The organism is Arenimonas alkanexedens, from assembly GCF_054781355.1.
In genome coordinates, this window is the sequence record NZ_BAAGUO010000002.1 from 1 (window position 1) to 25,611 (window position 25,611).

Here is a 25,611-nt window from a genome sequence, read left to right on the forward strand (position 1 = left end):
GATCGGCGGACCAGTTCGACCAGCTCGTGCTTGTACTCAGGGCTGTAACGCTTGCGCTTGGACATGGACACTCCTTTGACCCAGTATGGATCTTAGTGAAAGTGTCCGCAGAATCGGGGTAGAACCCAAGCGCAGCTTCACGCTCTTGATGGCTGACGAGTGCGGGCAGTACCAGGACTCCATGCTGCTCGACATGCTGCGATCCAACCTGCGCGGCCCCAAAGACTTGCCCATCCGCACGGTTTACGCGGCGAACCCCGGCGGCGTTGGACACATGTGGCTGGCGAAGCGCTTTGTGTTCACCAAGGCAGCGCCATGGACGCCATTTGTGGACGGTAAGTCCAAGCGCCCGTGCATCTACGCGCCAAGCACCTTCACATCCAACCCGTTCATTGACGCGGCCCAGTATCGCCACCAGCTCGGCGCGGCTTGCGCGGACGACCCCGAACTGTTGCGCGCATGGGTGGACGGCGACTGGTCTGTGGCACGCGGCGCGTACTTCGCTGACGTGCTGGACGACACTCGTGTATCTACAGAACCGTGGCAGCAGATTCCGCATGGCTGGCACACCTGGCTCGGCCATGACTTTGGAAGTGCGGCCCCTTCGGTCACGTACCTCCTCGCGCAGTCCCCGGGCGGCAAAGGGCCTGACGGCCGCTACTACCCGCGCGATTCCATTGTGGCCATCGACGAGTTAGCCACCAACCGCAGCGACGATCGTCTCAACGAGGGGGTCGGCTGGACCGTGCCGGTGCTGTCTGATGCGATCAAGGCGATGTGCGCGCGCTGGAAGGTCCAGCCATCCGGCGCGGCCGACGATGCAATATTCGCCAAGACTGGCAGCGGTGCCGGCTGCATAGCTGACGAGTTCCAGCGAGCGGGCGTGCACTTTGAGCCTGCCCACAAGGGCGACCGGGTTAGTGGCTGGCAGCGCATGCGCCGGCTACTCGCGGATGCTGGCAAGCCAGACCGCCCCGGCCTGTATGTGAGTCGGGCGTGCCGCTACTGGTGGCTGACTGCGCCGTATGCGGGCCGGGACCCCAAGCGACCGGAGGACGTGGACAGCAGCGGAGCGGACCACGCCCTTGACGCCATGCGATACGGAACACAGCGGGTGGCATGGGCCACCGCGTTAGATCTCAGGCTTCCCAACCGCTAGGACGTTTGCCTCGCCTCTCTTAGCGCTACATAGTCTGGGTGACTCGAAAACGGCGCGCTGAGGCTTACAATCACTGGCTGAGATTGTTGTTTGGTCTAATGTGATTGGCAGGCATCCATGGCGGGGGACACATGCAGAGCTACTCATTCTTGGGCTTGCCACAAGAACAATGGGACTTTATCAATTCGTTTTCCGGCTGGCTGGCAGCAGTAGGGACTATCGCAGCGGTCTGCGTTTCTCTTTGGCTTGCGAGAAACGCAACAAGGCCGAAGGCAAGATTAAATGCGAATATGGTAATTACCATCGGCGCAGGCCTGCCAAGCAATGAATTTCTAAATTTCTCAATCGTGAATACTGGTGACAGGCCGATACGAATCACGAACATTGGCTGGAAGAGTGGTGTATTCAAGAAACGCTTCGCCATTCAGCTGACTGGTCAGTCTCCCGAAATGAGTAGCCCCATCCCCGTCGATCTCAGTCACGGCCAAACCGGAAACTGGTTCGTCGACACTGACCACAAGTTCAACGGTGACACGTGGGCCGAGCATTTCGGGCCAAAAATGATCGCGCCGAATTTGCGAAGTGGCTTGTGGTCCTTGCGCGCCCAAGCCTACACATCCACAGGCCATATTTTCAGCGTTAAACCGTCTTCTGACGTTCTAAAAATGCTGCGTAAAGCTTGCGAAGACTTCGAAGCCAAAAGAATGAAAGTGGATTAGGAACCAGGCTTCGCATTGCGGAAACCCTGCCGCACCCAACCGACCGCATAGCCAAGAATGAGCAAGAGAACTGGAGGACCAATCCAGACGGCAGCTACTTTTAGTATGTAGTCAGTTGACCCACGCTCGATTTCTTCAACGCGACTACGATACGTTTTGTTTATAGCAATCAGGTCGTCACGAAAAAGTATCTGCGAAAGTTTTGGCCTTTTCTCGACCCGCTCAAAATAAGCGATTGTCCCATCGCCAGTTGAGGCTCCTAACACCCGCTCGACATCCCACGGCTCAACGGTGACGCCTTTATCGGCACTGATTCGCTTTGCTATCAGGTTCAAGCCATCCGACACCCAGGCGCTGCGCACTTCCTCGATTTTCGGGCGTCTTTCGTACGCGACGAAAGCCACGAGCACCCCCCACAAAACTGTGAGCACCACCCAAAAACGAAGCCAGCCTCCCATGTGCATACGGCCCTCTCCCCAAGCTCTCTAACCACAGCCTAACGACGTTCAGTCACTTGCAAGCGAAGGCGAATTTCGCCGTTCAGCGAAAGTGGATTATCTCTAATCTTTTCCGCCTTTTCTCAACAAGCGCATGTAAGTCTGAGAGGTATCTCGCCCATCCCAAGCAGCTTTGATGTGCTCCGCAATTTTTGGCAAGTCAGATTCAATGGTCGAGTGCCACAAATTAGGACTGTATTCGTACACGCGCAACATGTTGTCGATATCAAAAATACGCCCAGTATCGGACGACTTAACCAATGCCACGGGCTTATCTCCAGCCATTCGAACGCCAAGCTCGAACAGGACATTTGGATTGTGGTCGGTTAAATCGGCTATCACCAAATCGGCCTCAAGAAGCTCATTAATGATTGTCGATTGAATAACATCACTGCCTTGCCTGTTCGCAGTAGCGACAACAAAACCTGCTTGAATTCCAGCGGGTGTCAGCAGGCTACGCAAGACTTCAACAAAGAAACCTGGCGCGCGCCCCTCGTGTCGCTCAGTAAAGGGCATGATAATGAATGCCTTGAGCGTTCCTTTTGCAACGCCCTTCGGGCGACCGACTACGACAGTTGATGGCCTCTCGCCAACGGGTGCATCTAGAGTTCCGAAATCAACAGAGCCATCGGTTATCGACAGCTCGTTGCAATTGTCGCGGAACTGCTTGGAGAACTCCTCATGAAACTTGGGCAAAAGTCCGAATTCGCGCTCCAGAGTGTTGCCGAGGTACTTCATCTCAGGAAGCGATGATCCCTTGTAGTGCTCCAAGACTTTGTCGAAAATTCCAATGCGCCTGAATGCTTCGACTTTTTTGGCATGCTCAGTTTCAGCATTCGATGCATACAAAATCTCTTTGCCCAAAGGAGCGATCGAAATTACCGCCGTGTCCCTAGTCCCCTCAGTAAGCCCGTAATCCCTAGCCGCGGCAGTTAAGTAGAAGAAATTATTGGACATGCCCATGCCCAAGGCTCTAGCTATATCGGCTGGGGTCCAAGGGTTGCCACCATTGAAATCCTTTATTGCCTGAGCCACCCGCAGGGCATCTTTGACTGTAAAAATAGGATACGAACGCTTAACAGCGGAAGTAGCGGCAGCCGCTTTCTTGGCTGACGCTTTTTGTTTGGCTGGCGCGGCCTTTTTGACGACGGATTTTTTACTTGTTGTTTTCGGCACAGTCTTAGCTCCAGTTCTAAGCTTTTTTGAAACAACTTCCGGCGCCATAGGCTGACTAACGTTGCCCATCACATTCTTCATCTATGTTCGCCCTCGCCGATCCCGCCTGAGGATACTCCCAGCGGGACAGCGTTGTTGTAGGGCGGTTTTGTCAAACTTGGGAAGACCGGCGCACTTGCAACTGGCGGGAGATGGCCGGCAACAACGTCGTACACAAGCCGTACACGGCCCTACGCCCCCGAATCTAGGAGAGCAAAAAAAAGGCTGCGCTTTCGCGCAACCCTTTGTTTTATATGGCGGAGAGGGTGGGATTCGAACCCACGGTTGGCTCACACCAACGCCTGATTTCGAGTCAGGTACATTCGACCACTCTGCCACCTCTCCGAACCCCGGCGTAGCGGTCGCACCGCCGGGGCCGCGAATTATAAGGTGATGCGGGCCGATCCGCCAGCCTCAGGGCCCGGAGCCTGTCGTGGCCCCCTTGGGCATGAAGAAGAACTCGCCGCTTTCGTGGCCGGCATACCGGATCGGCGAGTACTGCGGCAGCTGCGCCAGCGGCGCGTCGATCGCACCCAGCGCCAGCGAGGTCGAGACCTCCCGGAACAGGCGCTGCCCCTCGAGCAGGCGATTATTGTCCTGCAGCACGTTCAGGAAGGCGCGGGCGAAGTAGCTGTGGCGGCCGCTGCCGGTGTCGGGCACGGGCTGCACCCCGCCCGAGGTAAGGACCGTCCGCGAACGGCCATCGGCCATTGCCCGGACCCAGCCGTCCCACTGGCCCGGCGCCATCGAACCGGCGTCGAAGGTCGGCACCGAGGCCCGGCTCATGGTGCCCGAGTAGCAGGAGTCGGCCACCACCAGCACGTGTCGCGCCGGCATGGTGTTGAGGATGTCGCTGATCGCGGCGTTGGAGATCCAGGTCTTGTCCGCCCCGGCGGCACCGTCGCTGGGCACCCAGTAGCCTTGGCCGGTGGCATCGATCTCGCCGTGGCCGGCGTAGTAGACCAACAGGTTGTCCTCGGGCTTGAGCGTCTCGCGCATTTCATTGAGCGCGGTCAGGATTTCCAGCCGGCCACCGTTCAAGACCAGGCTGGCCTGGTAGCCGTAGCGCTCGCGCAGCATGGCGGCGACCGCATTGGCGTCGTTGGCGGCGCTGGTCAGGGTCGGATAGGCCGGGTCGCGATAGCTGTTGTTTCCGATCACCACCGCGTAATAGCGACCCAACTTGAGCCCGCGCGGCAGCTTGCCGTCACCGGTAGGGGCGTCCGCCGCGGCGGCCGAGGCTCCCGCCTGCGGCAGCAGGGTAAACGCCAACTCGGCGCGGCCACCTTCCCGGCCGGTCGCGGCAACCTGCACCTGCGCACCGCCGGCGGGCACGTCGATCTCGGCACTGAAGCCGCCGCTGGTAGTGAGCGGCGCCGGTTGACCGTTGACCGTGATGCTTTCCACCCGCTCTGGTGCCGTCACCCGTCCGACCACCTGGCGCTTGCCGGGCCCGCCGCGATAGACCGCGGTGTTTCGGCCACGGGTGGCGACGAAGACCGGATCGAGGATTTCCAGCATGGGCGCCGCCGCGTAGACGCCCGCGGCAGACGGCCCCGCGCGCCGCTCGAGCGATGCCAGTTGGGTGCGCTGGCTGTTGATCTGCTCTTCCTGCGCCAGCAGTTGGTTCTCCAGCAGCCGCGTCAGTTCATCGTCCTGCTGCTGGCGGGACTGGGCCAGCTTGGCCTGGGTGGCGGACAGCTCACGCTGCGATTCCGCCAGGGCACTGCGGCGCTGGGCCAGCTCGCGCTGGAGTTTCTGCACCTGCTCGCGCAACTCGGCGGACTCGGCCTCGCCCGCCTGCACCTGCTCTTGCAAGCCGGTGATCTTCTGGTCGCGCGACGTGATCTCAACCTGTACTACCGAGGCGTACATCAGCTCATCCTCGATGCCGGACGCCTCGCGATAAAGGTTCAACGCGGCCGCCTGGTCGCGCTCGACGCCGAGCCCCTGCTCGTAGAGGTAACCCAGATTGATCTTGGCGCGACCGTAGCCCTGTTCGGCAGCCTTCCTGAACCACTGCAGCGCCATGCCGTAGTCGGGCGCCGTGCCCAGGCCCTTGGAATAAATCTCGCCGACGTTGTTCTGTGCCTCGGCGTCTCCGGCCATCGCGCCATCCAGCCAGACCTTCAACGCGGTCTGGTAGTTGGCGCGATCGTAGGAGACGTATTCGCCGCCGCGTATCTGGCAGTCGGCCTGGGTGGTGCGAACCGGCCGTCGTGCGCTGAGGAACGTTGCCTGTCGGCCGAGACGTCGGATCTGGCCGGGCAGCAGGCAGTCGACGATCATCAGGTCTTCGGCGTTGCGGACCGCGGCCTGGACCGGGGCCACCGGCCAACCGAGCACCAGCGCCAGGGTGCCGCCGAGTGCAAAAACGGACAAGCGCGGAACAAGAGGACAAAGCTTGTGCAGGTTCATGGGCATGGCTCCATTGGGGAGCAATGCGACCCGCGCCAAGCCCATTGCAGCGGTGCGCCAGCCGCTATACTCGAGGCGAAGTTATAGCCGCATTTCAGGGGAAAAGCGATGGACGCACGCCGCAACGAAATCCGTTCCTTACGAGCGACGAACCCGGCATGGCATCTGATCGCGTGGCTGGCGATCGCGATTGCCGGCTTGGTCTTCAGCGCCAGCGCGCAAGCCCAGAGCTGCGACCTGGTGCCGGTCGGTGCCACCACTGCGATGGGGCCAGCGGGCACCCAGGTCAACTTCACCCTGCGTGCCGAGACCGCCTGCCCACCGACGGTGGACATCGTGCTGGCGATCACGGCCGACACCACCGGCGGCGCCAGCATCGTGCCGCCGGCAGCGCCCACCCTGGTGATCAACACCGACTACACGTTCACCGTCAACCTGGGCCCGACGCCCAGCGGCACCGGCACGGTGGTGGCCAGCTGCGTGATCACGGGCTGTACGCCGCCCTCGCTAACCTTCAACTTCGACACCGACGCTGCGGTCGTGACCCTGCTCACCGCCGCCAGCGGCGGCGCCCAGAGCGCTCTTCCCAATGCACCATTCCCGCTGCCGCTGCGGGTCAATGCCACCGACAACGGGGTGGGCGCTGTCGGCGTCACCATCAACTGGTCGATCACGGCGGGCTCCGCGACCCTGTCGGCGGCCACCAGCCTCACCGACAGCCTGGGCGACGCGACCATCGGCGTTACGGCGGGCGCAACGCCGGGGCCGGTGACGATCATCGGCGTGCGCCAGGACGATGCCAGCGCGATCGCGGTTTTCAACCTCAACGTCAACGCACTGGGAACGCTGGCGGTGGTGGGCGGCGACGGCCAGACGCTGGCCGCGGGCGCGACATCGGCGCCCCTGCAGGTGGAATTGCGCGACTCGACCGGCAACCCGATCGCCGGCGCGACGATTGACTGGACGGCCTCGACGGGCACCCTGGCGACGGCAACTTCGCTGACCAACGCCGCCGGCGTGGCCGCCAACACCGTCACGATAGCGACCGCCGGCGCATTGGACGTGACCGCGAGCTCGCCGCTGGCGACGGCGCCGGCGCTGTTCCAGCTCAACGGCGCACTGCGCAACCTCAGCGGGCTCTCGCGCACGCAGCGGGCCGTCGCGGAGGCGATCGACACGCTGTGCCCGGCCCTGGCAAACCTGGCCGTGCTCAACGCCGGGCAGGCCGATCTTTTGGCCCGCTGCCAGGAACTCGGCGACGCCGCCGGGCTCGACCCGACCAGCGCCACGTTCGCGCTGGACCAACTGCATGCCGACGTCGCGCTGACCCAGGCCAATGCCGCCATGAGCACGACCCAGTCACAGTTCCAGAATCTCAAGACCCGCATCGCCGCCCTGCGCAGTGGCGCCGGCGGCGGCAGCGACTTTGGCGGGCTGGCGCTGAACACGTCGGCCGGGCCGATCTCGCTGGGCATGCTGTCGAGCGCGTTCGGCGCCGACGAAGGCGTCCCCGAGGTAGGCGCTGACTTCAGCCGCTGGGGCTTCTTCGCCGCCGGCACCATCGGTCGCGGCGAATCAGATGCCGGCGCAGTGGACCCGGCCTTCGACTACGACATCGAAGGTTTGACGGCCGGCGTGGACTACCGCAAGAGCCAACACTGGGTCATCGGCGGCTCGCTGGGCTACACCCGCCAGGACACCGACCTCCCCGGTGACCGCGGCGGCCTGGACACGACCGGCTGGACTGTCTCGGCCTACAGCACCTTCTACCAGGCCGACAGCTGGTATCTCGACAGCGTGATCACCTGGGGCCGCAACGACTACGAGATGCTGCGCCGCATTCAGTACACCCTGCCCCTTCCCGGCGGCGGCAGCACCACGGTTGACCAGACGGCGGTTGCCGACGCCTCGGGCGATCTGTTCGCCACGGCATTCACCGTCGGCCGTGACTTCAACCGCGGCGCCTTCAGCGTCGGGCCCTATGGCCGCCTGATGTATACGCGCCTGGGCTTCGACGAAATCCAGGAGCGGATCGCCCCAGGCGGACCCGGCAGCGGGCTGGGCCTGCGCATCGAGCGCCGCGACCTGAGCTCGCTGGCCAGCGTGCTGGGCACCAAGTTCAACTGGACCCACAGCACGAACTGGGGCGTACTGATGCCGCACCTGCAGCTGGAGTGGGAGCACGAGTTCAGGGACGACCCCCAGGCGATGGAGGCCCGTTTCCTCAACGACCCCACCGCCAGCGCGATACGGATTACCGGCGACCCCCTGGATACCGACTATTTCCGACTCGGCGTAGGTCTGTCGATGGTCTTGACCGGCGGCCGCTCGGGTTTCTTCTACTATGAGCGCCTGGCCGGACGCGACGGCGAATCGCAGTGGAACCTGGCCCTGGGCCTGCGTATGGAGTTTTGAGAATGATCGAGTTTGGCCACCTGAGCCACGTCGGCCTGCGTCGCGAGCTGAACGAAGACACCTATTTCGCAGACTCCGAGCTGGGGCTGTGGCTGGTGGCCGACGGCATGGGCGGCCATGAATTTGGCGAGGTCGCCAGCGCCCTCGCCCGTGACACGGTGGTGCGCGAGGTGCGCGCCGGTCGCCCGCTGGCCGACGCCATCCGCCGCGCCGACGAAGACATCATCCGCCACAGCAAGCAGCGCGCTGAAAGCCTGCCGATGGGCACCACCATGGTGGCCCTGCGCATCCTCGACAATCGATTTGAACTGGCCTGGGTGGGTGACAGTCGCGCCTACCTGTGGAACGGCCAGCTGCGCCAGCTGTCGTCCGACCACAGCTACGTGCAGGAACTGATTGACCAGGGTGCGATCACCGCCGAACAGGCGCGCGCGCACCCACACCGCAACGTGGTCACCCAGGCCCTGGGGGTCACCGATCCGCAAAGCCTGAAGGTGGAAACGCTGTCCGGCGAACTGCGCCCGGACCAGCAGCTGCTGCTGTGCAGCGACGGCCTGACCGAAGAAGTCGACGACGCCGGCATCGCCGCCCTGCTGGGCCAGCCGGATCTGTCGGCGCAAGAGTGCGTGGACCATCTGGTGTCTGCCGCGCTCGACGGCGGCGGCTCGGACAACGTCACCGTCCTGCTGCTTCGCCGGCGCTGACCGAGTTCAGCTCGAAGGCGGTGCGGCCGGCAGCGCCGGCTCGTCGCCCGATTCGGCGAGGGCCACCGCGTCCTGCAGCTCGCGCAGGTAAGCGTCGGCGGGATCCACCGTCAGCCCGGCACGCACGATCACCCCGCACTGGGCCCAGCGGCCCGCCGCACAGGCCTTGTGCCCGAAGCTGCGGTAGAACGCGACGATGCCGGCAACACCCGCCTTGGCGCGCGCGTTCTCCGGGTCCAGTCGCAGCGCCTGCCGGTAATAGCCCAGGGCGCTGTCATCGTCAGGCAAGGTCAGCTTGCGCCCCGGCTCGGTACGGGTGCCGTACTCGAACAATTGGTCGGCGGCGTTGAGCAGACGCGACAGCTCGGCGGCGTCGCCGGCGTCAACGGGTGAGGGCATCCGGAAGTCCGCGGGCAATTCATCGCGAGCCGGCACCGCATCAGGAACCCTGTCCGTCACGCCTGGCGGCGAAACGGCGGGCGTCTCGGCCGGCGACGACAGCAGCCACCAGGTCAGCACCGCCACCGCGAACAGCCCAGCCAGCCCTGCCGCAGGGATCATCCAGGCCGGACGCTCGCTGTCGCGCGCCAGACTGACGCGCGTGCGCTGCTGGGTCGCCTCGCCCTTGGCTATGCGCCGGCCCGCATTGGGCTTGCGTGTTCGCGTTTCCTGGATCGCCACCGCTTCCGGCGCCGTCGCCAACCGCTGGTGCAAGGCCTCGATGAAGGCGGCGCCGGTGTTGTAGCGCTGCCCGGCGTCCTTGGCCATCAGGCGGTCCAGCACGGGCTGCAGCCACTCATGCGGCGCCGGCAGTGTCGGTACCGGATGCGTCACGTGCATCAGGGCGACGGTGAACGGGTCCCCCGCCTGATAAGGCGGCGCGCCCACCAGCATTTCGTACAGCACGGTGCCCAGGCTGTAGAGGTCCGATCGCCCGTCCACGGGCTCACCGCGGGCCTGCTCGGGGCTCATGTAGTCAGGCGTGCCGATCGAGGCGCCGGCCACGGTGGAGCTGTTGCTGCCGTCCATGGCCTTGGCGATGCCGAAGTCGGCCAGCACCACGCGTCCGTCCTTGCGGAACAACACGTTGCCGGGCTTGACGTCGCGATGCACGAAGCCTTTCTCGTGCGCGAAATCCAGGCCCTGCGCGATGTCGGTGGCGATGTCCAGGACATGGGCGACGCTGAGCTCGCCATCGGCGATGCGTTCTTTCAGCGTACCGCCCGGGATGTACTCCGCCGCCAGGTAGTACACCCCTTTGTGGCTGCCGATGTCGTACACGGTCACCAGGTTGGGATGCTGGAGCTTGGCGGTGATCTTGCCTTCGACGACGAAGCGGCCGGCGAACTCGGCGTTCGCCGCCAGCACCGGCGACATCACCTTCAACGCGACCTCGCGCTCAAGCGACTCCTGCAGCGCCAGGAACACCGAAGCCATCCCGCCCTCGCCGATCGGCCGCAGGATGCGGTAGCCCGGGATGTTGATGTCGACCGAAGTCAGCAGCACGGTGGCGTTCAAAATATCCCCTGGACCCTTGGCTTGGGTCGATTATCCAGCAAACGCGTCAGGCGGTCGGGGCGGGCCACAGGCACTTGCCGGCCTTCGCGCCAATCTTCTGCAGCCTTGCCTCGTGGGCGGCCAGTTCCTCGTCGCTGGCGCGCAGCACGCGGCGCGGCGCCGAGGGCACGGACGGCCCGTCCACCCGACGAACCTTGGCGTCGGACTCGCCGGCGGGTGCAAGCCCCAGGTCGCCTTGGCCCGCCGTCAGGCCCAGATAGACCTCGGCCAGCAGTTCGGCGTCGAGCAAGGCGCCGTGCAGCTTGCGGTGGCCGTTGTCGACGCCCAATCGCTTGCACAGTGCGTCCAGCGAGTTGCGCTGGCCCGGGAAGCGTTCCCGCGCCATCGCCAGGGTGTCCAGTACGCCGGCATGGTCCTGCAGCCGGCCGTAATGGGCGCCGGCCAGGGAAAGTTCGTGGTTCAGGAAACCGACGTCGAAGCTGGCGTTGTGGATGATCAGTTCGGCGCCGGCGATGAACTCCAGCAGCTCGTCGACCACGGTTTCGAAGCGCGGCTTGTCGCGCAGGAAGTCCAGGCTCAGACCGGTGACTTCCTGGGCGCCGGGCTCCATCTCACGGCCAGGATTGAAATAGCGCTGGAACTGGCGGCCCGTCGGGCGGCGCTCGATCATTTCGAGACAGCCCACCTCGACGATCCGGTTGCCCTTTTCCCAGGACAGCCCCGTGGTTTCGGTATCGAGCACGATCTGGCGCATGGCGGACCTCAGCGAAACTTTTCGGCGGCGGCGCGGGCCAACTGGTCCACCCGTTCATTCTCTACGTGGCCGGCGTGGCCCTTGACCCACTTCCACTGCACCTTGTGCGGCTCGGCGGCGGCCTGCAGGCGCTCCCACAGGTCGCGGTTCTTCACCGGATCGCCGCCGGCGGTCTTCCAGCCGCGTCGTATCCAGTTCGGAAGCCACTCACCGATGCCTTTCTGCACGTACTGGGAGTCGGTCGAAAGCACGACCTCGCAGGGTGTCTTCAGGGCTTCCAGCGCCATGATCGCGGCCAGCAGCTCCATCCGGTTGTTGGTGGTGTCGGTTTCGCCGCCGGCGAGTTCGCGCTCGGTGCCGCCGTGCCGCAGCAGGGCGCCCCAGCCGCCGGGACCGGGATTGCCCAGGCAGGCGCCGTCGGTGTGGATTTCTACGGACTTCATTCAGGCTTCCATGCGGGGGAGGTGCTCAACCGGCGCTCATGCCGGGGCGGAACTTCAGGGCCGGTGAGCTGGCGCGCAAGGGCGTCAGCCCCGGATCGCGACGGCGTGCCACCACCATGTTGGCCAGGCGCAGGCCCGTCCAGGAATGATCGCGGGGTTCGTCGCTCAGGTCTACTTCCGGCGCGCTCGACCAGACCGGGCCGATGCAGCGCCGGCGTTGGACTTCGAGTCCGGCAGCGCGAATGTCGGAGACAACGCTGGACGGATCCGGCGGCGACAGCCCGCGAAAGCCCCAGCGCAGTCGGGCCGGGCTCCAGGGATTGAGCGTGAGCAGGATTGCGACGCCCTCGGGCTTGAGCACCCGCGCCACTTCTTCGAGCAGGGCCGCCGGCGACGCGGAAGTTTCGAGTACGAAAAGGCCATAGACCAGAGATACGCAGCCGCTGCAGATCGGCAGCTCGTCGTCACGGCAGGCCAGGTCGCCTTCGAAGCCCCCGTTGCCGCGCGCGAGGCTGACCACGTTGGCCAGCATGTTGCCCGACAGTACCGGCGCCAGCGCGGGCGTCGGCCGCAGGTACAGGCCGGTGTGACCGAACACGCGGGTGAGCTCGGGGATGGCCTGGCGCTGCACCTCGTGCAGCATGCGCAAGCTGCCATCGCGTCTGAACCAGGCATCAGCAGGCGTATCGGGTTGACGTCGGGCGGGAGCCGGGGGCATGGTCGGGATTCTGCGTCATAAGCGCGCCCCAGGTCACCCCGTTGCTGCGAGCCATCGCCCTGCCCGCCCTCCGGGACAACTACATCTGGCTGCTTTGCGGCGCCGATGGCGCGGCGCTTGTCGTCGACCCGGGCGAAGACGCGCCGGTGTACGAGGCCATGACCCGGGGTATCCGCCCGGTCGCGCTGTTGCTCACCCATCATCACCCCGACCATATCGGGGGCGCCGCGCGGCTGCAGTCCGCGCTGAACATTCCGGCCTACGGTCCGGTGGACGAGCGCATCCCGGGCGAGGTGCAGCGCGTAGGCGAAGGCGACCAGGTGAAGGTCCCCGCGCTCGACCTGTGCCTGGACGTGCTGGCCGTCCCGGGCCATACCCGCAGTCATATCGCTTTCCACGGCGCTGGCTACCTGTTCTCTGGCGACACGCTTTTCAGCCTGGGCTGCGGAAGAATGTTTGAAGGCCAGCCGGCACAGATGCTGGCCTCGCTGGACCGGCTGGCGTCGCTGCCGGAGAACACCGCCGTTTGCTGCGGCCACGAATACACCGAGGCCAACGGCCGCTTCGCGCAGGCGGCCGAACCCGATAATCCGGCGCGCGACGCATGGCTGGCCCGGGTGGCCGAACTGCGACGCGCCGGACAACCCAGCCTGCCCAGCACGCTGGCAACCGAGCGCGCAGCCAACCCGTTCCTGCGTGTGGACCAGCCCGGCATCCGTGCCAGCCTGGCTCAGCGGCTGGGTCAGGCTCCCGCAGACCGCGTCGCGGCCTTCGCCGCGCTGCGCCAATGGAAGGATGGATTCGCCGGATGACGCCCACCCGATTTGCCCTACTCGCCGGCCTGGTTTTGCTGGCGGCCTGCCAGCCGGCGGTGCGTCCGGATCCGCTGGAACCCGACGAGCCCGCAACCCCGATACTGGTGACGCCCCGCGTCGTGGCGGCCCCGCCGGCCAAGCCCGAGCCGGCCCCCGTGGCGGCACCCGACCCGATGGATACCGGCGCCGAGGTCATCGACCGGATGCGGGCACGGTTTTCATCTCCGGTCTGCGTCAAAGGCCAGTACAACCATCTTTGGCGCAAGCGCTACGCCGGCTATCCAGACAATTTCGCGCGCCATGTCGAACAGATCCTGCCGCTGATGGGCTACGTGGTCGAGGAGGTCGAGCGTCGCAATTTGCCCGGTGAATTCGCGCTGCTGCCGATCGTCGAGAGCTGGTACCGCCCCGATGCGATCGGCCCCGGAGGCCCGGCCGGCATGTGGCAGATGATCGCAACCACCGCGCGCAACCACGGCATCCGCATCCGGCCAGGCTATGACGGCCGCCTGTCGCCGGTGGCGTCCACGGATGCGGCACTGGACTACCTTGAGGCTCTGGACGAAAAGTTCGGCGGGGAATGGCGGGCGATGGCGATGGGCTACAACGCGGGCGAGTACCGCATCCTTCGCGCCTTCAAGGCCAATAACGACGACCGCGTGTCCGGTGAACGCCGGCTGCCGCGCGGCCTGTCCAACACCACCTACGACTACGTCGCCAAGCTGCATGCGCTGGCCTGCCTGTTCGAGAAGCCCGAACGGCACAACCTGGTGCTGCCCCGCGAGGCGCGATTCACGCCCTTGGTCCGGGTCGAGATTCCCGCCGGCGTGGGTAGCCTGGACCAGGCCGCGATCCGGCTCGGCGTTGATGCCGCGGCGCTGCGAGCACTCAACCCCGCCTATCGCCAGGGGCGGGTGCTCAGTGGCGTCCCGCGCGAGGTATTGGCCCCGGCCACCGCGCTGGCACAGCTGGCCCAGGCCCAGCACGACGACAGTGCCCCGGCCATCGTCCAGCCCGTGGATTCCGACGCACGCGTGCACGAAGTGAACCGCGGCGACAGTCTCTCGCGCATCGCCCAGCGCTACGGCGTGCCGCTGCGCGAACTGTTCGATCTCAACGGCTTGAACGCCCGCTCGATCCTGCGTCCGGGCCAGCGCATACGCATCGACCCCTGAGCCACGCCACCATGCTTGGCGGTATGGCCCGCGGCGGTTCAAACTACAGTCCACTAGCCGCCGGTAGGGCGGCCCTCGGGAGAAAACCATGGGATTCTTGACCGGCAAACGCGCCCTGATCGTGGGTATCGCAAGCCAACGCTCCATCGCCAGCGGCATTGCCGAGGCCATGCATCGTGAGGGCGCCGAAATGGCCTTCACCTATCAGAACGACAAGCTCAAGTCGCGCGTCGAGGCCGCCGCCGCCGACTGCGGTTCAAGCATCGTGCTGCCGCTGGACGTTGCCGAGGACGCGCAGATCGAAACGATGTACGCCGAACTGGCCAAGCACTGGGACGGCTTCGACATTCTGGTGCACTCGGTCGGCTTCGCGCCGCGCGAGGCGCTCGAGGGCGGCTTCCTCGACAACCTGACCCGCGAGAACTTCCGCATCGCCCACGACATCTCCAGCTATTCGCTGGCGGCGCTGGCGAGGGCCGGGCGGCCGATGATGAAGGGTCGCGGCGGCAGCATCCTCACCTTGAGCTATCTCGGCGCGGAGCGCGCCTTGGCCAGCTACAACGTCATGGGCCTGGCGAAGGCCAGCCTGGAAGCCAACGTGCGCTACCTGGCCATGAACCTCGGCCCGGAAGGCACCCGCGTGAACGCCATTTCCGCCGGCCCCATCAAGACCTTGGCCGCGTCGGGCGTGGGCAACCTGCGCAAGATGCTCAGCCACGTGGCCGAGACGGCACCGCTGCGCCGGAACGTCACCATCGAAGACGTCGGCAACGTCGGCGCTTTCCTTTGCTCGGACCTGGCCGCCGGCGTCACCGGCGAAGTCACCCACGTGGACTGTGGCTACAGCATCCTGGGAATGACCGGCATCAGCATTGACTGATAGGACCCACCGAACCAAGGAAACAGCGCGTCCCGCGCGTCCTAGACGCGGGGGACGCGCCAAGAAAAAGGCCCGGGAATCCCGGGCCTTTTTCGTTCGGCGGTGCCGCGAACTCAGAGGCGGTCTTCGGCGACTCGCACGGTATAAATCCGCCGCAGCGCCTGCGCGTATTCCTGAAGCTCAGCCTGGCCGCGCGCCTGCGCGAACTGGCCAAGGATCAGGCTGCGGGTCGCCTCGTCCAGGTCGGCCAGGTCGCCTTCCTTGACCGCCGTGACCTCGAAGAGCACGTGGCGGTCAGGCGCAAGCTCGGCAATAGCCAGCGACGGCTTGCCCTCTTCCGGCGCCGGGGCGCGGAACGCCTCAGCCAGCACTTCGGCCGGGAGCGAACCCCGGCGACCCACGTCTTCCGCCTCGACCACCGCGCGACCGACATCGGTGCTCAGCGCGTCCAGCGTCTCGCCTTGGCGGGCACGCTCAAGCAGCGCCTCGGCCTGGGCCTGCGACGCCTTCGCCAGGCGATCGCCATTGAAGTCGGCCAGCACCCGGTCCTTGACCTCGGCGAAGGCAATCGGTGCCTCCGGCACATGCTCAACCACATGGATAACAACGACATGGTTGGGCCCAATCTCGATCGCGTCGCTGACCTGGCGCTCGATTTTCTGCGCGTCGCTGAAGGCCGCCGAGCGGACCGCATCGATCGCCGAGAGACCCTGGCCCAAACCGCCGCGCCCAAACAGCGCCGAACGCTGGATCGGCAAGCCAACAGCTTCGGCCGAAGGCGCAAGCGCGGTCGGATCCTTGTACACGCGCTCGACGAGACGGCCGCTGAGCTCGCTGAACAAGCGCTCGGCCTCGTTGCGGAAATACTCCGCTTCCAGCTCAGCGCGCACGTCCTCGAAGGAGCGCTCGCTACCCGGTGTCAATTCACGCAACTCGATAACGTGCCAACCGTCCGGCGTACGCACCGGATCGGTGATCTGCCCGGCTTCGTCCAGCGCGAACAGCGCTTGCTCGAAAGCCGGGTCGAACAGACCGGCGTCGACCACGCCCAGATCGCCACCCTCGGCCTTGGAGCCGAGATCGTCCGAATGCTCGCGCGCCAAGGCGGCAAAATCGCCGCCGGGCGCACGTGCCTGTGCGGCAAAGGCTTCGGCGCGCTCGCGGGCGGCGGCATCGGTGGCCGGATCCGCATCTGCCGGGGCCGCTATCAACAGGTGCGAAGCCACGCGCTGCGGCGCCGTGACATAGCGGGCGCCCAGAGATTCGTAGCGGGCGCGCAGGGTGGCATCGTCAACCGTGGTCGGAACTTCCAGCGCGGCGCCGTCGATCTCGACGTACTCGATGGCCACCTGCTCCTCGCTACGGTAGAGCGATGCGTTGGCGTCGTACCAAGCCTGCAACTGCTCGTCGGTCGGCGCTTCGGCCGGAAGCGACGGCGTGGGAAGGTCAATCAGGCGAAGCGAACGCGTCTGTTCGCTGAGCTTGAGGAAGGCCTCGAGCTCGCCCTCGCCAACGATTGCGGTGTTCGCGATCTGATTGGGCAGGCTACGACGCGCCAGGTCGGCGCGCACGGTGGCCATGAACTGGGCGTGCGAAATGCCCTGCCCGGCAAGGGTCAGGCGGTACTGGTCCGGGCTATACACCCCATTGACCTGGAACTGCGGCAGCAACTTGAGCTGCTCCGCCACTTCCTGTTCGGAGACCGTAATGCCGTCGCGCTCGGCCACCAGGGCAAGCAGCGCGTCGTCAATCATCTCGTCGAGAACAGCACGCTTGGAATCAAGCGACTCGAACGCGGCGCTGTTGAAGCCTTCGCCCTGCGCATCGCGCGCCTGCTGGCGCGCCTGCTCGAAGCGGCGCTGGAACTCCAGCTGCGAAATCTCGCGTTCCTGCTTTCCGAACCCCAGGAACTTGGCCGGCCCTTCCACCTTGGCGGCGTAGGTCTCGACGTTGGGCGAGAAGTAGGAATCGATGCCGAAGAACGCCATCGTGATGATGACCGCGCCCAGAATAAGGAAAGCAATCCAACCCGAGGACTTGTCGCGAATGCGCTGGAGCATGTGGGATACGCCGTTCGAAGGTGGAGCCCGGGTTCCCGGGCCGGAAAAAACGAAGGCGCCCTTGCGGGGCGCCCTCGAGGATATGGCGGAGTGGACGGGACTCGAACCCGCGACCTCCGGCGTGACAGGCCAGCATTCTAACCAACTGAACTACCACTCCGCTGTTTCAACTGCTTGGTGGGTGCTGAGGGTTTCGAACCCCCGACCCTCGCCTTGTAAGGGCGACGCTCTACCGCTGAGCTAAGCACCCTTACAAGACGATCAGTTTACCGCATCCTTCAGGGCTTTGCCAGCCTTGAATGCAGGATTTTTCGAAGCCTTGATCTTGATGGTGTCGCCGGTCTGCGGATTGCGGCCTTCGCGGGCGGCGCGCTCACGGACGGTGAAGGTGCCGAAGCCCACCAGCGTGATGGTTTCGCCCTTCTTGAGCGCCATCTTGATCGTTTCGATCATGGCGTCGACGGCACGGCCAGCGTCAGCCTTGGACAGCTCGGCGCCATCAGCGACGGCACTCGTAAATTCGGCTTTGTTCATTATTGACTCCCTGAGCGGGGTAACCCGCATTCTGAAAAACCGGGCCGGCCCGGCAATGGCCTGGGGCGCGGCTCCGATCCACCGGTACCAGCGCGCGCGAAATTTCCGGCGCGAAGGATGAGTGATTTATACCAGCCGCATTTTGACCGCGCAATACGCGAAAGCCAGATATTTCGCGGGTTTCCGGGTATTGCAGTGGTCTTCGATCAGTGCCTCATCGTCGCCGTGCCGGCATCCTTGCCCCCGGGTTCGGTGCTCGCTTCGGGTGCCGGGTCGGTCCCCGCCCCGGGCGCCAGGGGCCTGACCAGCGCCACATCCAGCACCTCGTCGATCCATTTGACCGGAATGATCTCAAGGCCTTGGGTGACGTTCTTGGGGATGTCGGCAAGGTCCTTCTTGTTCTCGTAAGGAATCAGCACGGTGCGGATGCCGCCGCGCAGCGCCGCGAGCAACTTCTCCTTCAGGCCGCCGATCGGCAGGACCCGCCCGCGCAGGGTGATCTCGCCGGTCATGGCCAGGTCGGCACGGATCGGCACGCCCGACAGCACCGAGACCAGGGCCGTGACCATGGCGACGCCCGCGCTCGGACCGTCCTTTGGGGTGGCGCCTTCCGGCACGTGCACGTGGGTGTCGAACTTGTTGTGGAACTCGGCGTCCAGGCCCAGCCGCTCGCTGCGCGAACGCACGACGCTGTAGGCGGCCTTCACCGACTCCTGCATGACGTCGCCGAGCTGGCCGGTAAGAATCAACTGGCCCTTGCCCGGCAGCAAGGTCGCCTCGATCTGAAGCAGATCGCCACCGACTTCGGTCCACGCCAGTCCGGTCACCAGCCCGACTTCGCTTTCCTGCTCGGCACGACCGAAGTCATAGCGCTGCACGCCCAAGTACTTGTCGAGGTTCTTGGACGTGACGCTCAGCGCCATCGGCTTGCCGTTCTTGCGCGGGCCAGCGAGCGCGATTTCCTTCACCACCTTGCGGCAGATCTTGGAGATCTCTCGCTCCAGGTTGCGCACGCCGGATTCGCGCGTGTAGTAGCGAACGATGTCGCGAACGGCGCCTTCGCTGATCTTGAGCTCTGGAAGCTTGAGGCCGTTGGCCTTGAGCTGCTTCGGGATCAGGTACTTCTCCGCGATGTGCAGCTTCTCCTCCTCGGTGTAGCCGGGGATGCGGATCACTTCCATGCGGTCGAGCAGCGGACCGGGGATGTTGAGCGAGTTGGAGGTCGCCACGAACATCACTTCCGACAGATCCAGATCCACTTCGAGATAGTGGTCGTTGAATGAATGGTTCTGCTCCGGGTCCAGCACTTCGAGCAGGGCCGAGGACGGATCGCCCCGGAAGTCCATGCTCATCTTGTCGATCTCGTCGAGCATGAACAGCGGGTTCTTGGTGCCGACCTTGCTCAGGTTCTGGACGATACGGCCCGGCATCGAGCCGATGTAGGTACGACGGTGTCCGCGGATTTCCGCCTCGTCGCGCACGCCGCCCAGCGACATGCGCACGAACTTGCGGTTGGTGGCCTTGGCAATCGATTGACCAAGCGACGTCTTGCCGACGCCAGGCGGGCCGACCAGGCAAAGAATGGCGCCCTTCATCTGCTTCACGCGCGACTGCACCGCGAGATATTCAAGGATGCGTTCCTTGACCTTCTCCAGGCCGTAGTGGTCGGCATCAAGCACGTCCAGCGCCGCGTTGAGGTCCTTGCGCACCTTGCTGCGCTTTTTCCAGGGCACGCCCACCAGCCAGTCGATGTAGTTGCGCACGACGGTGGCTTCGGCCGACATCGGCGACATCTGCTTGAGCTTGTTGAGTTCGGTGCGGGCCTTGGTTTCCACCGCCTTGGGCATGCCGGCGGACGCGACCTTCTTGGCCAGTTCCTCGAGTTCGTTCGGCGCCTCGTCGAGCTCGCCGAGCTCCTTCTGGATCGCCTTCATCTGCTCGTTGAGGTAGTACTCGCGCTGGCTCTTCTCCATCTGCGACTTCACCCGGCCGCGGATGCGCTTCTCGATCTGCTGGACGTCGATCTCGCCGTCCACCAGGCCGATCAGCATCTCCATGCGCTGGCCGACATCGAGCGTTTCGAGCAGCTGCTGCTTGTCCGACAGGCGGGCACCCAGGTGGGCCGAGATGGTGTCGGCGAGACGGCTGGGTTCCTCGATGCCCGCCAAGGTGGTCAGCAGCTCGGGCGGCAGCTTGCGGTTGGTCTTGACGTACTGCTCGAACAGGGTCATCAGCGATCGCTGGGTGACCTCGAGTTCGCGCGCGTCACGCTCATGCAGCGACTCAACCTCGACGCCGGTGGCGGTGAGCCCGCCTTCGCGTTCGCCGTAGCCGTCGATCGCCACGCGCGCCGAGCCCTCGACCAGCACCTTGATGGTGCCATCGGGAAGCTTGAGCAACTGCAGGACCTGGGCCAGGGTGCCGACCGAATACAGGTCCTCGGCGGCCGGGTCGTCGGTGTCCGGGCTTTTCTGGGCAATCAGCAGGATTTGCTTGTCCCCGGCCATGGCCAGGTCCAGGGCCTTGATCGAGCGGTCACGACCTACGAACAGCGGGATGACCATGTGCGGGTAGACCACCACGTCGCGCAGGGGCAACACGGGCAAGTCGAGGCGGTTCAGGGCGGCGGTCTTGTCTTCCATGGGAGTGGCTCCGTCGGGGGCCGGGGGCCCCGCTATGGCTCAGGTTATGGGGGCCCGGAGGGCCGCTTGCAAGTTTTTGGGCCGGAAAAAAAACGGGCCGGTAAGACCGGCCCGGGATTCAAGCACTTGCGGCCAGGCTCAGTCGCCCGAGGCGGCCTTGGGCGCCGCGGCGGGCGCCGGGGTGCTGGAATAGATCAGGTAGGGCTCGGTGGCATGGTTGATCACCGACTCGTCCACGACGACCTTGCTGACGTTCTCAAGCGACGGCAAGTCGTACATGGTGTCGAGCAGGACCGATTCCATGATCGTGCGCAGGCCGCGGGCGCCGGTCTTGCGCTTGAGCGCACGCTTGGCGATCGCCATCAACGCATCGGGGCGGACCTCGAGCTCGACGCCCTCCATCTCGAACAGTTTCTTGAACTGCTTGGTGATGGCGTTCTTGGGCTCGGTGAGGATCTTTATCAGCGCGGCCTCATCAAGCTCTTCGAGCGTCGCGACCACCGGCAGGCGACCCACGAACTCGGGGATCAGGCCGAACTTGATCAGGTCCTCGGGCTCGACTTCGGCCAGCAGCTTGCCGATTTCGATCTTGCGCTCGCTTGACTTCACCTTGGCGCCGAAACCGATGCCGCCGGCGTCGGTGCTGCGGGCCTGGATGACCTTGTCGAGCCCGGCGAAGGCACCGCCGACGATGAACAGGATGTTCTTGGTATCGACCTGCAGGAACTCCTGCTGCGGATGCTTGCGGCCGCCCTGCGGCGGCACCGAGGCGACCGTGCCCTCGATCAGCTTCAGCAGCGCCTGCTGCACGCCCTCACCCGAGACGTCGCGGGTAATTGACGGGTTCTCGGACTTACGCGAGATCTTGTCGATCTCGTCGATGTAGACGATGCCCTGCTGCGCTTTCTCGACGTCGTAATCGCACTTCTGCAGCAGCTTCTGGATGATGTTCTCGACGTCCTCGCCCACGTAGCCCGCTTCGGTCAGCGTGGTGGCGTCGGCGATGGTGAACGGCACGTTGAGCAGGCGCGCGAGCGTCTCGGCCAGCAGGGTCTTGCCCGAGCCGGTCGGACCAATGAGCAGGATGTTCGACTTCGACAGCTCGATCTCGTCGTTCTTGATCCGGCTTTCGATGCGCTTGTAGTGGTTGTAGACCGCGACCGAAAGCGTCTTCTTGGCGCGCTGCTGGCCAATGACGTATTGGTCGAGCACCTCGAGGATCTCGCGCGGCTTGGGCAGATGGCTGCGGGCAGCGTGCGCCTTCTCCTCGAGTTCCTCGCGGATGATGTCGTTGCACAGTTCGACGCATTCATCGCAGATGAACACGCTGGGGCCCGCGATCAGCTTGCGAACTTCGTGCTGGCTCTTGCCGCAGAACGAGCAGTACAGGATCTTGCTGCTGTCGCCCGTTCGGCCCTGGCGGTCTTCGGTCATGCTTGGCTTGCCCTGGTGGAATGGGTCGGAATCGAGAATATCACAGGCCGTCAATGGTCAAACCCCGACCCGGCGGGGCCGGATCGGGGCGTGAAGACGGCGTGTCGGCGCAGATCAGCTGGCCTGGACGGACTCTTCGGGGCGCGAGTTGATGACCGCATCCACGACGCCGTAGGTCTTGGCCTCTTCAGCGGACATGAAGTAGTCGCGCTCAACGTCGCGCTCGATCTTCTCAATCGTCTGCCCGGTGTTGTCGGCCAGTTCCTTGTTCAGGCGCTCGCGCAGGAACAGGATTTCCTTGGCCTGGATCGCGATGTCGCTGGCCTGGCCCTGGGTGCCGCCCGAGGGCTGGTGGATCATGACCCGCGAGTTGGGAAGGATGTAGCGCTTGCCCTTGGTGCCGGCGGCCAGCAGGAACGAACCCATGCTTGCCGCCTGGCCGACGCAGATGGTGCTCACGTCGGGCTTGATGAAGCGCATGGTGTCGTAAATGGCCATGCCGGCCGTGACCACGCCGCCCGGCGAGTTGATGTACAGGCTGATGTCCTTCTCGGGGTTTTCCGCTTCGAGGAACAGCAGCTGGGCAACGATCACGTTAGCCATGTAGTCATCGATCGGGCCAACCAGGAAGATCACCCGCTCCTTGAGCAGGCGCGAGTAGATGTCATACGCCCGCTCGCCGCGGCTGGTCTGTTCGACCACCATCGGCACCAGGTTCAAGCCCTTGATCGGTTCCATGCGACGTTCTCCGTTTTGGCCGAGCTTACGCGGCCGGGCGCATCAGTTCGGTGAAGCTCAGCGCCTGCTCGGTGGCTTCGGCACGCTCAGCGATCCAGTCGATCACCTGCTCCTCCATCACCCGGTTGCGCAGGCTGGACATGAGATTGGGGTCGTTGCGATAGAGTTCAACGACCTGGCCCGGCTCTTCGTAGGTGGAAGCGATCAGCTGCAGCGTCTCGTTCAGGCGCTTGGCGTCGAGCTTGAGGCTGTTCTGGCGAGCCACTTCACCGACCAGCAGGCCAGCGGCCACGCGGTTGCGGGCGGCGTCCATGAACTGCTCCGGATCAGCCTTGGCATTGGCCTGACCCTGCTGGCGGGCCTGCTGCTCGGCGGCACCAGCCATGCTGCGGGCCTCGGCCTGGATCAGGCGGGGCGGAAGCTCCACGCTGCTATGGGCGGCGACCAGCTTGGAGGCTACTTCGGCGCGCAGGCGCGACATCAGCGTGCCCTTGAGCTCGCGCTCGAGGTTGGCGCGGACTTCTTTACGGAACTGCTCAAGCTTGCCGCCCTTGATGCCGAAGCTCTTGACGAAGGTCTCGTCGATCTCCGGCAGGTGCGGCTCGGACACCTTGTGAACCTTGAGCACGACCTTGGCGGCCTTGCCGGCAAGCTCGGCGACGCGCCAGTCGGTCGGGAAGTTCATCTCGATCTCGCGCTCTTCGCCGGCGGACATGCCGGCCAGCGCCGTCTCGAGCTCGGGCAGCATGACCGCCGAACCCAGCACGGTGTTGCCCTTGTCGCTGCCTTCGGCCGGAATGCGCAGCTCGCCGCTGGTAGCGACGGTCTCGACCGCCAGCAGGTCGCCGGGCTGCGCCGGACGCGCGACCTCAACCCAGGTGCGCCGCTGGGCGCGCAGGGTCTCGATCATGCCGTCGATGTCGCTGTCGTCGATGGTCGACGTCGCGCGGACAATCTTGAGCTGCTTGGGATCGATGGTGCCAAAGTCAGGAACGACCTCGAAGGTAGCAGTGAAGCGAATCTCGCCGGTCTCGGCGGCCGGGTCGGCCTTGAGTTCCGGGCTGCCGGCGACCAGCAGCTTCTGCTCGCGCAGGGCCTCGCCGAAGGTCTCGCGGACCAGTTCGCCGTAGGCTTCGTTGCGGACCTGAGGGCCGAAACGCTGCTCGATGACTTTCGCGGGCACCTTGCCCTTGCGGAAGCCCTTGATATTGGCGGTACGCGCGATTTCGACCAGGCGCTTGCCGACGACGTCATCAAGACGTTCGGCCGGCACGCTGATGGTGAGGCGACGTTCCAGGTTGGCGGTATTCTCGAGCGAAACTTGCATGTCAACTCCTGACCGCGCCTTTCCCGGGCGCGAAAATGAAAAAACCCGCAGAGCCCCGAATCATCCCCGCGCCTCCGTTGCCGGATGGTGCGAAAGGAGAGACTCGAACTCTCACGGGTTGCCCCACTGGAACCTAAATCCAGCGCGTCTACCAGTTCCGCCACTTTCGCATTGCCGCGCGGTACTCGATTCAATCGGGAAGATTGGTGGGCCGTGAAGGATTCGAACCTTCGACCTATTGATTAAGAGTCAACTGCTCTACCAACTGAGCTAACGGCCCGTAATCTTCCCGCAGAAGCGGCTTGCGACGCGGCATTATGCCGCGCTTGTAACTGGGGTGGAAGACGGGGCTCGAACCCGCGACCCTCGGAATCACAATCCGATGCTCTAACCAGCTGAGCTACATCCACCACATTGTTAAACTTGAACCTGTCTCACGCCTCCCGGCCTGGCGCGCCCGGCAGGAATCGAACCTGCAACCGCCGGCTTAGAAGGCCGGTGCTCTATCCAGTTGAGCTACGGGCGCCTGCCGGAATGATACCGGCCGCATCCGTCCGCATCCATGCGCGGTTGCCGCTGATGCCGGGAAAGCTGGCCTGGTCGGGGCAGAGGGATTCGAACCCACGACATCCAGCTCCCAAAGCTGGCGCTCTACCAGGCTGAGCTATACCCCGGCGGTGAAACCCGGCACCCGGAAAGGCGCGCCGCACGAGTTACGACTTTAAGGCTGCAGCGGCCAGCGGTGCAATGCACCGATGACCACTATCGCCGAACAAAAAGGGTGCCGAAGCACCCTGTTTGCCGAAAGAGTGGCGCGCCCGGAGAGATTCGAACTCCCGACCACCAAGTTCGTAGCCTGGTGCTCTATCCAGCTGAGCTACGGGCGCGCAGAAGCGAAATTATGGGGGACGCCAGCCAAGCCGTCAATGCCTTCGTTAAAAACAAATCGAAGGCCACCCAAGCACATCTAGTCCTTTGTTGCCGCCGGATCGAAACCGCAGCCCTGGGGCAGCGGAAACGACCTGGCGGAGTGAGAGGGATTCGAACCCTCGATCAGGCTTTTGACCCAATACTCCCTTAGCAGGGGAGCCCCTTCGGCCACTCGGGCATCACTCCGTAACGGACACCGGCTTCGACCTTGCGGGCGAATCCGGCCGCATAGGATAGCCTTTCAATCGGGCTTCGGTAAACCCGCATCTACAGCGCTGCCCGCAGGCGCTTCGCCGTCGTCCTTCTGGATGCGCTGGAAGATTTCCTCGCGATGCACGGCCACGTCCTTGGGCGCCGTGATGCCGATCCGCACCTGGTTGCCCTTGACGCCCAGCACCGTCACGGTGACCGAGTCACCGATCATCAGGGTCTCGCCCACCCTACGGGTTAAAATCAGCATCGCTCTCCCTCCCGATACGTCCCTGCACCGGCCCGCGCGACCCAGTCACTGCGCGC

General features: G+C 64.6%; 21 protein-coding genes and 10 tRNA genes. 7 read left to right on the forward strand and 24 right to left on the reverse strand.

The window, feature by feature from the left end; translation table 11 throughout:
• Positions 1-181 precede the first annotated feature (181 nt).
• Both ACYVGY_RS04370 and ACYVGY_RS04375 read left to right on the forward strand, forming a co-directional pair.
• On the forward strand, positions 182-1,159 hold the full coding sequence (locus ACYVGY_RS04370) for a hypothetical protein (RefSeq protein WP_460456260.1): 978 nt from the start codon (positions 182-184) through the stop codon (positions 1,157-1,159).
• A gap of 131 nt (positions 1,160-1,290) precedes the next feature.
• Positions 1,291-1,878 (forward strand): hypothetical protein, encoded by a 588-nt coding sequence (locus tag ACYVGY_RS04375; protein WP_460456261.1) that lies wholly within the window; start codon positions 1,291-1,293, stop codon positions 1,876-1,878.
• Here ACYVGY_RS04375 and ACYVGY_RS04380 read toward each other — a convergent pair.
• From ACYVGY_RS04380 to ACYVGY_RS04395, 4 genes are all read right to left on the reverse strand, one after another.
• Positions 1,875-2,336, reverse strand: a complete 462-nt coding sequence (locus ACYVGY_RS04380) for a hypothetical protein (protein ID WP_460456262.1) — start codon at positions 2,334-2,336, stop codon at positions 1,875-1,877. The two genes, ACYVGY_RS04375 and ACYVGY_RS04380, sit on opposite strands and share 4 nt — an antisense overlap.
• A 102-nt stretch (positions 2,337-2,438) precedes the next feature.
• A complete protein-coding gene (locus ACYVGY_RS04385; RefSeq protein WP_460456263.1) occupies positions 2,439-3,632 on the reverse strand; it encodes a hypothetical protein in 1,194 nt (397 codons plus the stop codon).
• A 213-nt stretch (positions 3,633-3,845) separates the two neighbouring features.
• A tRNA-Ser gene (locus ACYVGY_RS04390) sits at positions 3,846-3,935 on the reverse strand.
• A 69-nt stretch (positions 3,936-4,004) separates the two neighbouring features.
• Complete coding sequence (locus ACYVGY_RS04395) at positions 4,005-6,008, reverse strand: caspase family protein (RefSeq protein ID WP_460456264.1); 2,004 nt, start codon at positions 6,006-6,008, stop codon at positions 4,005-4,007.
• 108 nt (positions 6,009-6,116) lie between these two features.
• Between ACYVGY_RS04395 and ACYVGY_RS04400 the strand changes: the two genes are divergently transcribed.
• Positions 6,117-8,423, forward strand: a complete 2,307-nt coding sequence (locus ACYVGY_RS04400; RefSeq protein WP_460456265.1) for an autotransporter domain-containing protein — start codon at positions 6,117-6,119, stop codon at positions 8,421-8,423.
• Positions 8,424-8,425: 2 nt separating this feature from the next.
• Positions 8,426-9,127, forward strand: coding sequence for a PP2C family protein-serine/threonine phosphatase (locus tag ACYVGY_RS04405; protein WP_460456266.1), 702 nt, complete (start codon positions 8,426-8,428; stop codon positions 9,125-9,127).
• 6 nt (positions 9,128-9,133) lie between these two features.
• Here ACYVGY_RS04405 and ACYVGY_RS04410 read toward each other — a convergent pair whose 3' ends face one another.
• From ACYVGY_RS04410 to ACYVGY_RS04425, 4 genes are read right to left on the reverse strand one after another with little or no spacing between them, the layout of a single operon-like run.
• Positions 9,134-10,633 carry a protein kinase domain-containing protein gene (locus ACYVGY_RS04410; protein ID WP_460456267.1) on the reverse strand — a complete coding sequence of 500 codons (1,500 nt, stop codon included), beginning with the start codon at positions 10,631-10,633 and terminating at the stop codon, positions 9,134-9,136.
• A gap of 58 nt (positions 10,634-10,691) precedes the next feature.
• Positions 10,692-11,399, reverse strand: a complete 708-nt coding sequence (gene dnaQ, locus ACYVGY_RS04415) for a DNA polymerase III subunit epsilon (RefSeq protein WP_460456268.1) — start codon at positions 11,397-11,399, stop codon at positions 10,692-10,694.
• 8 nt (positions 11,400-11,407) lie between these two features.
• Positions 11,408-11,842 (reverse strand): ribonuclease HI, encoded by a 435-nt coding sequence (gene rnhA, locus ACYVGY_RS04420; RefSeq protein ID WP_460456269.1) that lies wholly within the window; start codon positions 11,840-11,842, stop codon positions 11,408-11,410.
• A gap of 25 nt (positions 11,843-11,867) precedes the next feature.
• Positions 11,868-12,485 (reverse strand): class I SAM-dependent methyltransferase, encoded by a 618-nt coding sequence (locus ACYVGY_RS04425; RefSeq protein WP_460456940.1) that lies wholly within the window; start codon positions 12,483-12,485, stop codon positions 11,868-11,870.
• A gap of 119 nt (positions 12,486-12,604) precedes the next feature.
• On the opposite strand from ACYVGY_RS04425, the gene gloB reads away from it, so the two are divergent.
• From gloB to ACYVGY_RS04440, 3 genes are all read left to right on the forward strand, one after another.
• A complete protein-coding gene (gene gloB, locus ACYVGY_RS04430) occupies positions 12,605-13,372 on the forward strand; it encodes a hydroxyacylglutathione hydrolase (protein ID WP_460456941.1) in 768 nt (255 codons plus the stop codon).
• A complete protein-coding gene (locus tag ACYVGY_RS04435; RefSeq protein ID WP_460456270.1) occupies positions 13,369-14,550 on the forward strand; it encodes a transglycosylase SLT domain-containing protein in 1,182 nt (393 codons plus the stop codon). The genes gloB and ACYVGY_RS04435 overlap by 4 nt, the downstream gene beginning before the upstream one ends.
• Before the next feature lie 88 nt (positions 14,551-14,638).
• Complete coding sequence (locus ACYVGY_RS04440) at positions 14,639-15,430, forward strand: enoyl-ACP reductase FabI (protein WP_460456271.1); 792 nt, start codon at positions 14,639-14,641, stop codon at positions 15,428-15,430.
• Between the two features lie 113 nt (positions 15,431-15,543).
• On the opposite strand, the gene ACYVGY_RS04445 is transcribed toward ACYVGY_RS04440, so the two are convergent.
• The 16 genes from ACYVGY_RS04445 to csrA form a co-directional block, all read right to left on the reverse strand.
• Positions 15,544-17,490, reverse strand: a complete 1,947-nt coding sequence (locus ACYVGY_RS04445) for a SurA N-terminal domain-containing protein (RefSeq protein WP_460456272.1) — start codon at positions 17,488-17,490, stop codon at positions 15,544-15,546.
• Between the two features lie 83 nt (positions 17,491-17,573).
• A tRNA-Asp gene (locus tag ACYVGY_RS04450) sits at positions 17,574-17,650 on the reverse strand.
• Between the two features lie 15 nt (positions 17,651-17,665).
• A tRNA-Val gene (locus ACYVGY_RS04455) sits at positions 17,666-17,740 on the reverse strand.
• Between the two features lie 11 nt (positions 17,741-17,751).
• A complete protein-coding gene (locus ACYVGY_RS04460; RefSeq protein ID WP_460456273.1) occupies positions 17,752-18,054 on the reverse strand; it encodes an HU family DNA-binding protein in 303 nt (100 codons plus the stop codon).
• A gap of 176 nt (positions 18,055-18,230) precedes the next feature.
• Positions 18,231-20,666 (reverse strand): endopeptidase La, encoded by a 2,436-nt coding sequence (gene lon / locus ACYVGY_RS04465; protein WP_460456274.1) that lies wholly within the window; start codon positions 20,664-20,666, stop codon positions 18,231-18,233.
• Between the two features lie 138 nt (positions 20,667-20,804).
• Positions 20,805-22,100, reverse strand: a complete 1,296-nt coding sequence (clpX, locus tag ACYVGY_RS04470; RefSeq protein ID WP_460456275.1) for an ATP-dependent Clp protease ATP-binding subunit ClpX — start codon at positions 22,098-22,100, stop codon at positions 20,805-20,807.
• A 114-nt stretch (positions 22,101-22,214) separates the two neighbouring features.
• A complete protein-coding gene (gene clpP, locus ACYVGY_RS04475; protein WP_460456276.1) occupies positions 22,215-22,838 on the reverse strand; it encodes an ATP-dependent Clp endopeptidase proteolytic subunit ClpP in 624 nt (207 codons plus the stop codon).
• Positions 22,839-22,863: 25 nt separating this feature from the next.
• Positions 22,864-24,165, reverse strand: a complete 1,302-nt coding sequence (gene tig / locus ACYVGY_RS04480) for a trigger factor (protein ID WP_460456277.1) — start codon at positions 24,163-24,165, stop codon at positions 22,864-22,866.
• An 85-nt stretch (positions 24,166-24,250) separates the two neighbouring features.
• Positions 24,251-24,335: transfer RNA gene (locus ACYVGY_RS04485), tRNA-Leu, on the reverse strand.
• A 34-nt stretch (positions 24,336-24,369) separates the two neighbouring features.
• Positions 24,370-24,445: transfer RNA gene (locus ACYVGY_RS04490), tRNA-Lys, on the reverse strand.
• 53 nt (positions 24,446-24,498) lie between these two features.
• Positions 24,499-24,575 (reverse strand) — tRNA-His (locus ACYVGY_RS04495).
• A gap of 39 nt (positions 24,576-24,614) precedes the next feature.
• Positions 24,615-24,691 (reverse strand) — tRNA-Arg (locus tag ACYVGY_RS04500).
• 71 nt (positions 24,692-24,762) lie between these two features.
• Positions 24,763-24,839 (reverse strand) — tRNA-Pro (locus ACYVGY_RS04505).
• 136 nt (positions 24,840-24,975) lie between these two features.
• Positions 24,976-25,052: transfer RNA gene (locus ACYVGY_RS04510), tRNA-Arg, on the reverse strand.
• Positions 25,053-25,188: 136 nt separating this feature from the next.
• Positions 25,189-25,281: transfer RNA gene (locus ACYVGY_RS04515), tRNA-Ser, on the reverse strand.
• Positions 25,282-25,336: 55 nt separating this feature from the next.
• Complete coding sequence (csrA, locus tag ACYVGY_RS04520) at positions 25,337-25,555, reverse strand: carbon storage regulator CsrA (protein ID WP_460456278.1); 219 nt, start codon at positions 25,553-25,555, stop codon at positions 25,337-25,339.
• Positions 25,556-25,611: the final 56 nt, after the last annotated feature.

What these genes read in the sequence shown, in the direction of transcription:
- ACYVGY_RS04370 (WP_460456260.1), top strand. Translation starts at nt 182, where the DNA reads ATGCTGCTCGACATGCTGCGATCCAACCTGCGCGGCCCCAAAGACTTG.
- ACYVGY_RS04375 (WP_460456261.1), top strand. Translation starts at nt 1,291, where the DNA reads ATGCAGAGCTACTCATTCTTGGGCTTGCCACAAGAACAATGGGACTTT.
- ACYVGY_RS04380 (WP_460456262.1), bottom strand. Translation starts at nt 2,336, where the DNA reads ATGGGAGGCTGGCTTCGTTTTTGGGTGGTGCTCACAGTTTTGTGGGGG.
- ACYVGY_RS04385 (WP_460456263.1), bottom strand. Translation starts at nt 3,632, where the DNA reads ATGAAGAATGTGATGGGCAACGTTAGTCAGCCTATGGCGCCGGAAGTT.
- ACYVGY_RS04395 (WP_460456264.1), bottom strand. Translation starts at nt 6,008, where the DNA reads ATGAACCTGCACAAGCTTTGTCCTCTTGTTCCGCGCTTGTCCGTTTTT.
- ACYVGY_RS04400 (WP_460456265.1), top strand. Translation starts at nt 6,117, where the DNA reads ATGGACGCACGCCGCAACGAAATCCGTTCCTTACGAGCGACGAACCCG.
- ACYVGY_RS04405 (WP_460456266.1), top strand. Translation starts at nt 8,426, where the DNA reads ATGATCGAGTTTGGCCACCTGAGCCACGTCGGCCTGCGTCGCGAGCTG.
- dnaQ (WP_460456268.1), bottom strand. Translation starts at nt 11,399, where the DNA reads ATGCGCCAGATCGTGCTCGATACCGAAACCACGGGGCTGTCCTGGGAA.
- rnhA (WP_460456269.1), bottom strand. Translation starts at nt 11,842, where the DNA reads ATGAAGTCCGTAGAAATCCACACCGACGGCGCCTGCCTGGGCAATCCC.
- ACYVGY_RS04425 (WP_460456940.1), bottom strand. Translation starts at nt 12,485, where the DNA reads ATGCTGCACGAGGTGCAGCGCCAGGCCATCCCCGAGCTCACCCGCGTG.
- ACYVGY_RS04435 (WP_460456270.1), top strand. Translation starts at nt 13,369, where the DNA reads ATGACGCCCACCCGATTTGCCCTACTCGCCGGCCTGGTTTTGCTGGCG.
- ACYVGY_RS04440 (WP_460456271.1), top strand. Translation starts at nt 14,639, where the DNA reads ATGGGATTCTTGACCGGCAAACGCGCCCTGATCGTGGGTATCGCAAGC.
- ACYVGY_RS04445 (WP_460456272.1), bottom strand. Translation starts at nt 17,490, where the DNA reads ATGCTCCAGCGCATTCGCGACAAGTCCTCGGGTTGGATTGCTTTCCTT.
- ACYVGY_RS04460 (WP_460456273.1), bottom strand. Translation starts at nt 18,054, where the DNA reads ATGCGGGTTACCCCGCTCAGGGAGTCAATAATGAACAAAGCCGAATTT.
- lon (WP_460456274.1), bottom strand. Translation starts at nt 20,666, where the DNA reads ATGGAAGACAAGACCGCCGCCCTGAACCGCCTCGACTTGCCCGTGTTG.
- clpX (WP_460456275.1), bottom strand. Translation starts at nt 22,100, where the DNA reads ATGACCGAAGACCGCCAGGGCCGAACGGGCGACAGCAGCAAGATCCTG.
- clpP (WP_460456276.1), bottom strand. Translation starts at nt 22,838, where the DNA reads ATGGAACCGATCAAGGGCTTGAACCTGGTGCCGATGGTGGTCGAACAG.
- tig (WP_460456277.1), bottom strand. Translation starts at nt 24,165, where the DNA reads ATGCAAGTTTCGCTCGAGAATACCGCCAACCTGGAACGTCGCCTCACC.
- csrA (WP_460456278.1), bottom strand. Translation starts at nt 25,555, where the DNA reads ATGCTGATTTTAACCCGTAGGGTGGGCGAGACCCTGATGATCGGTGAC.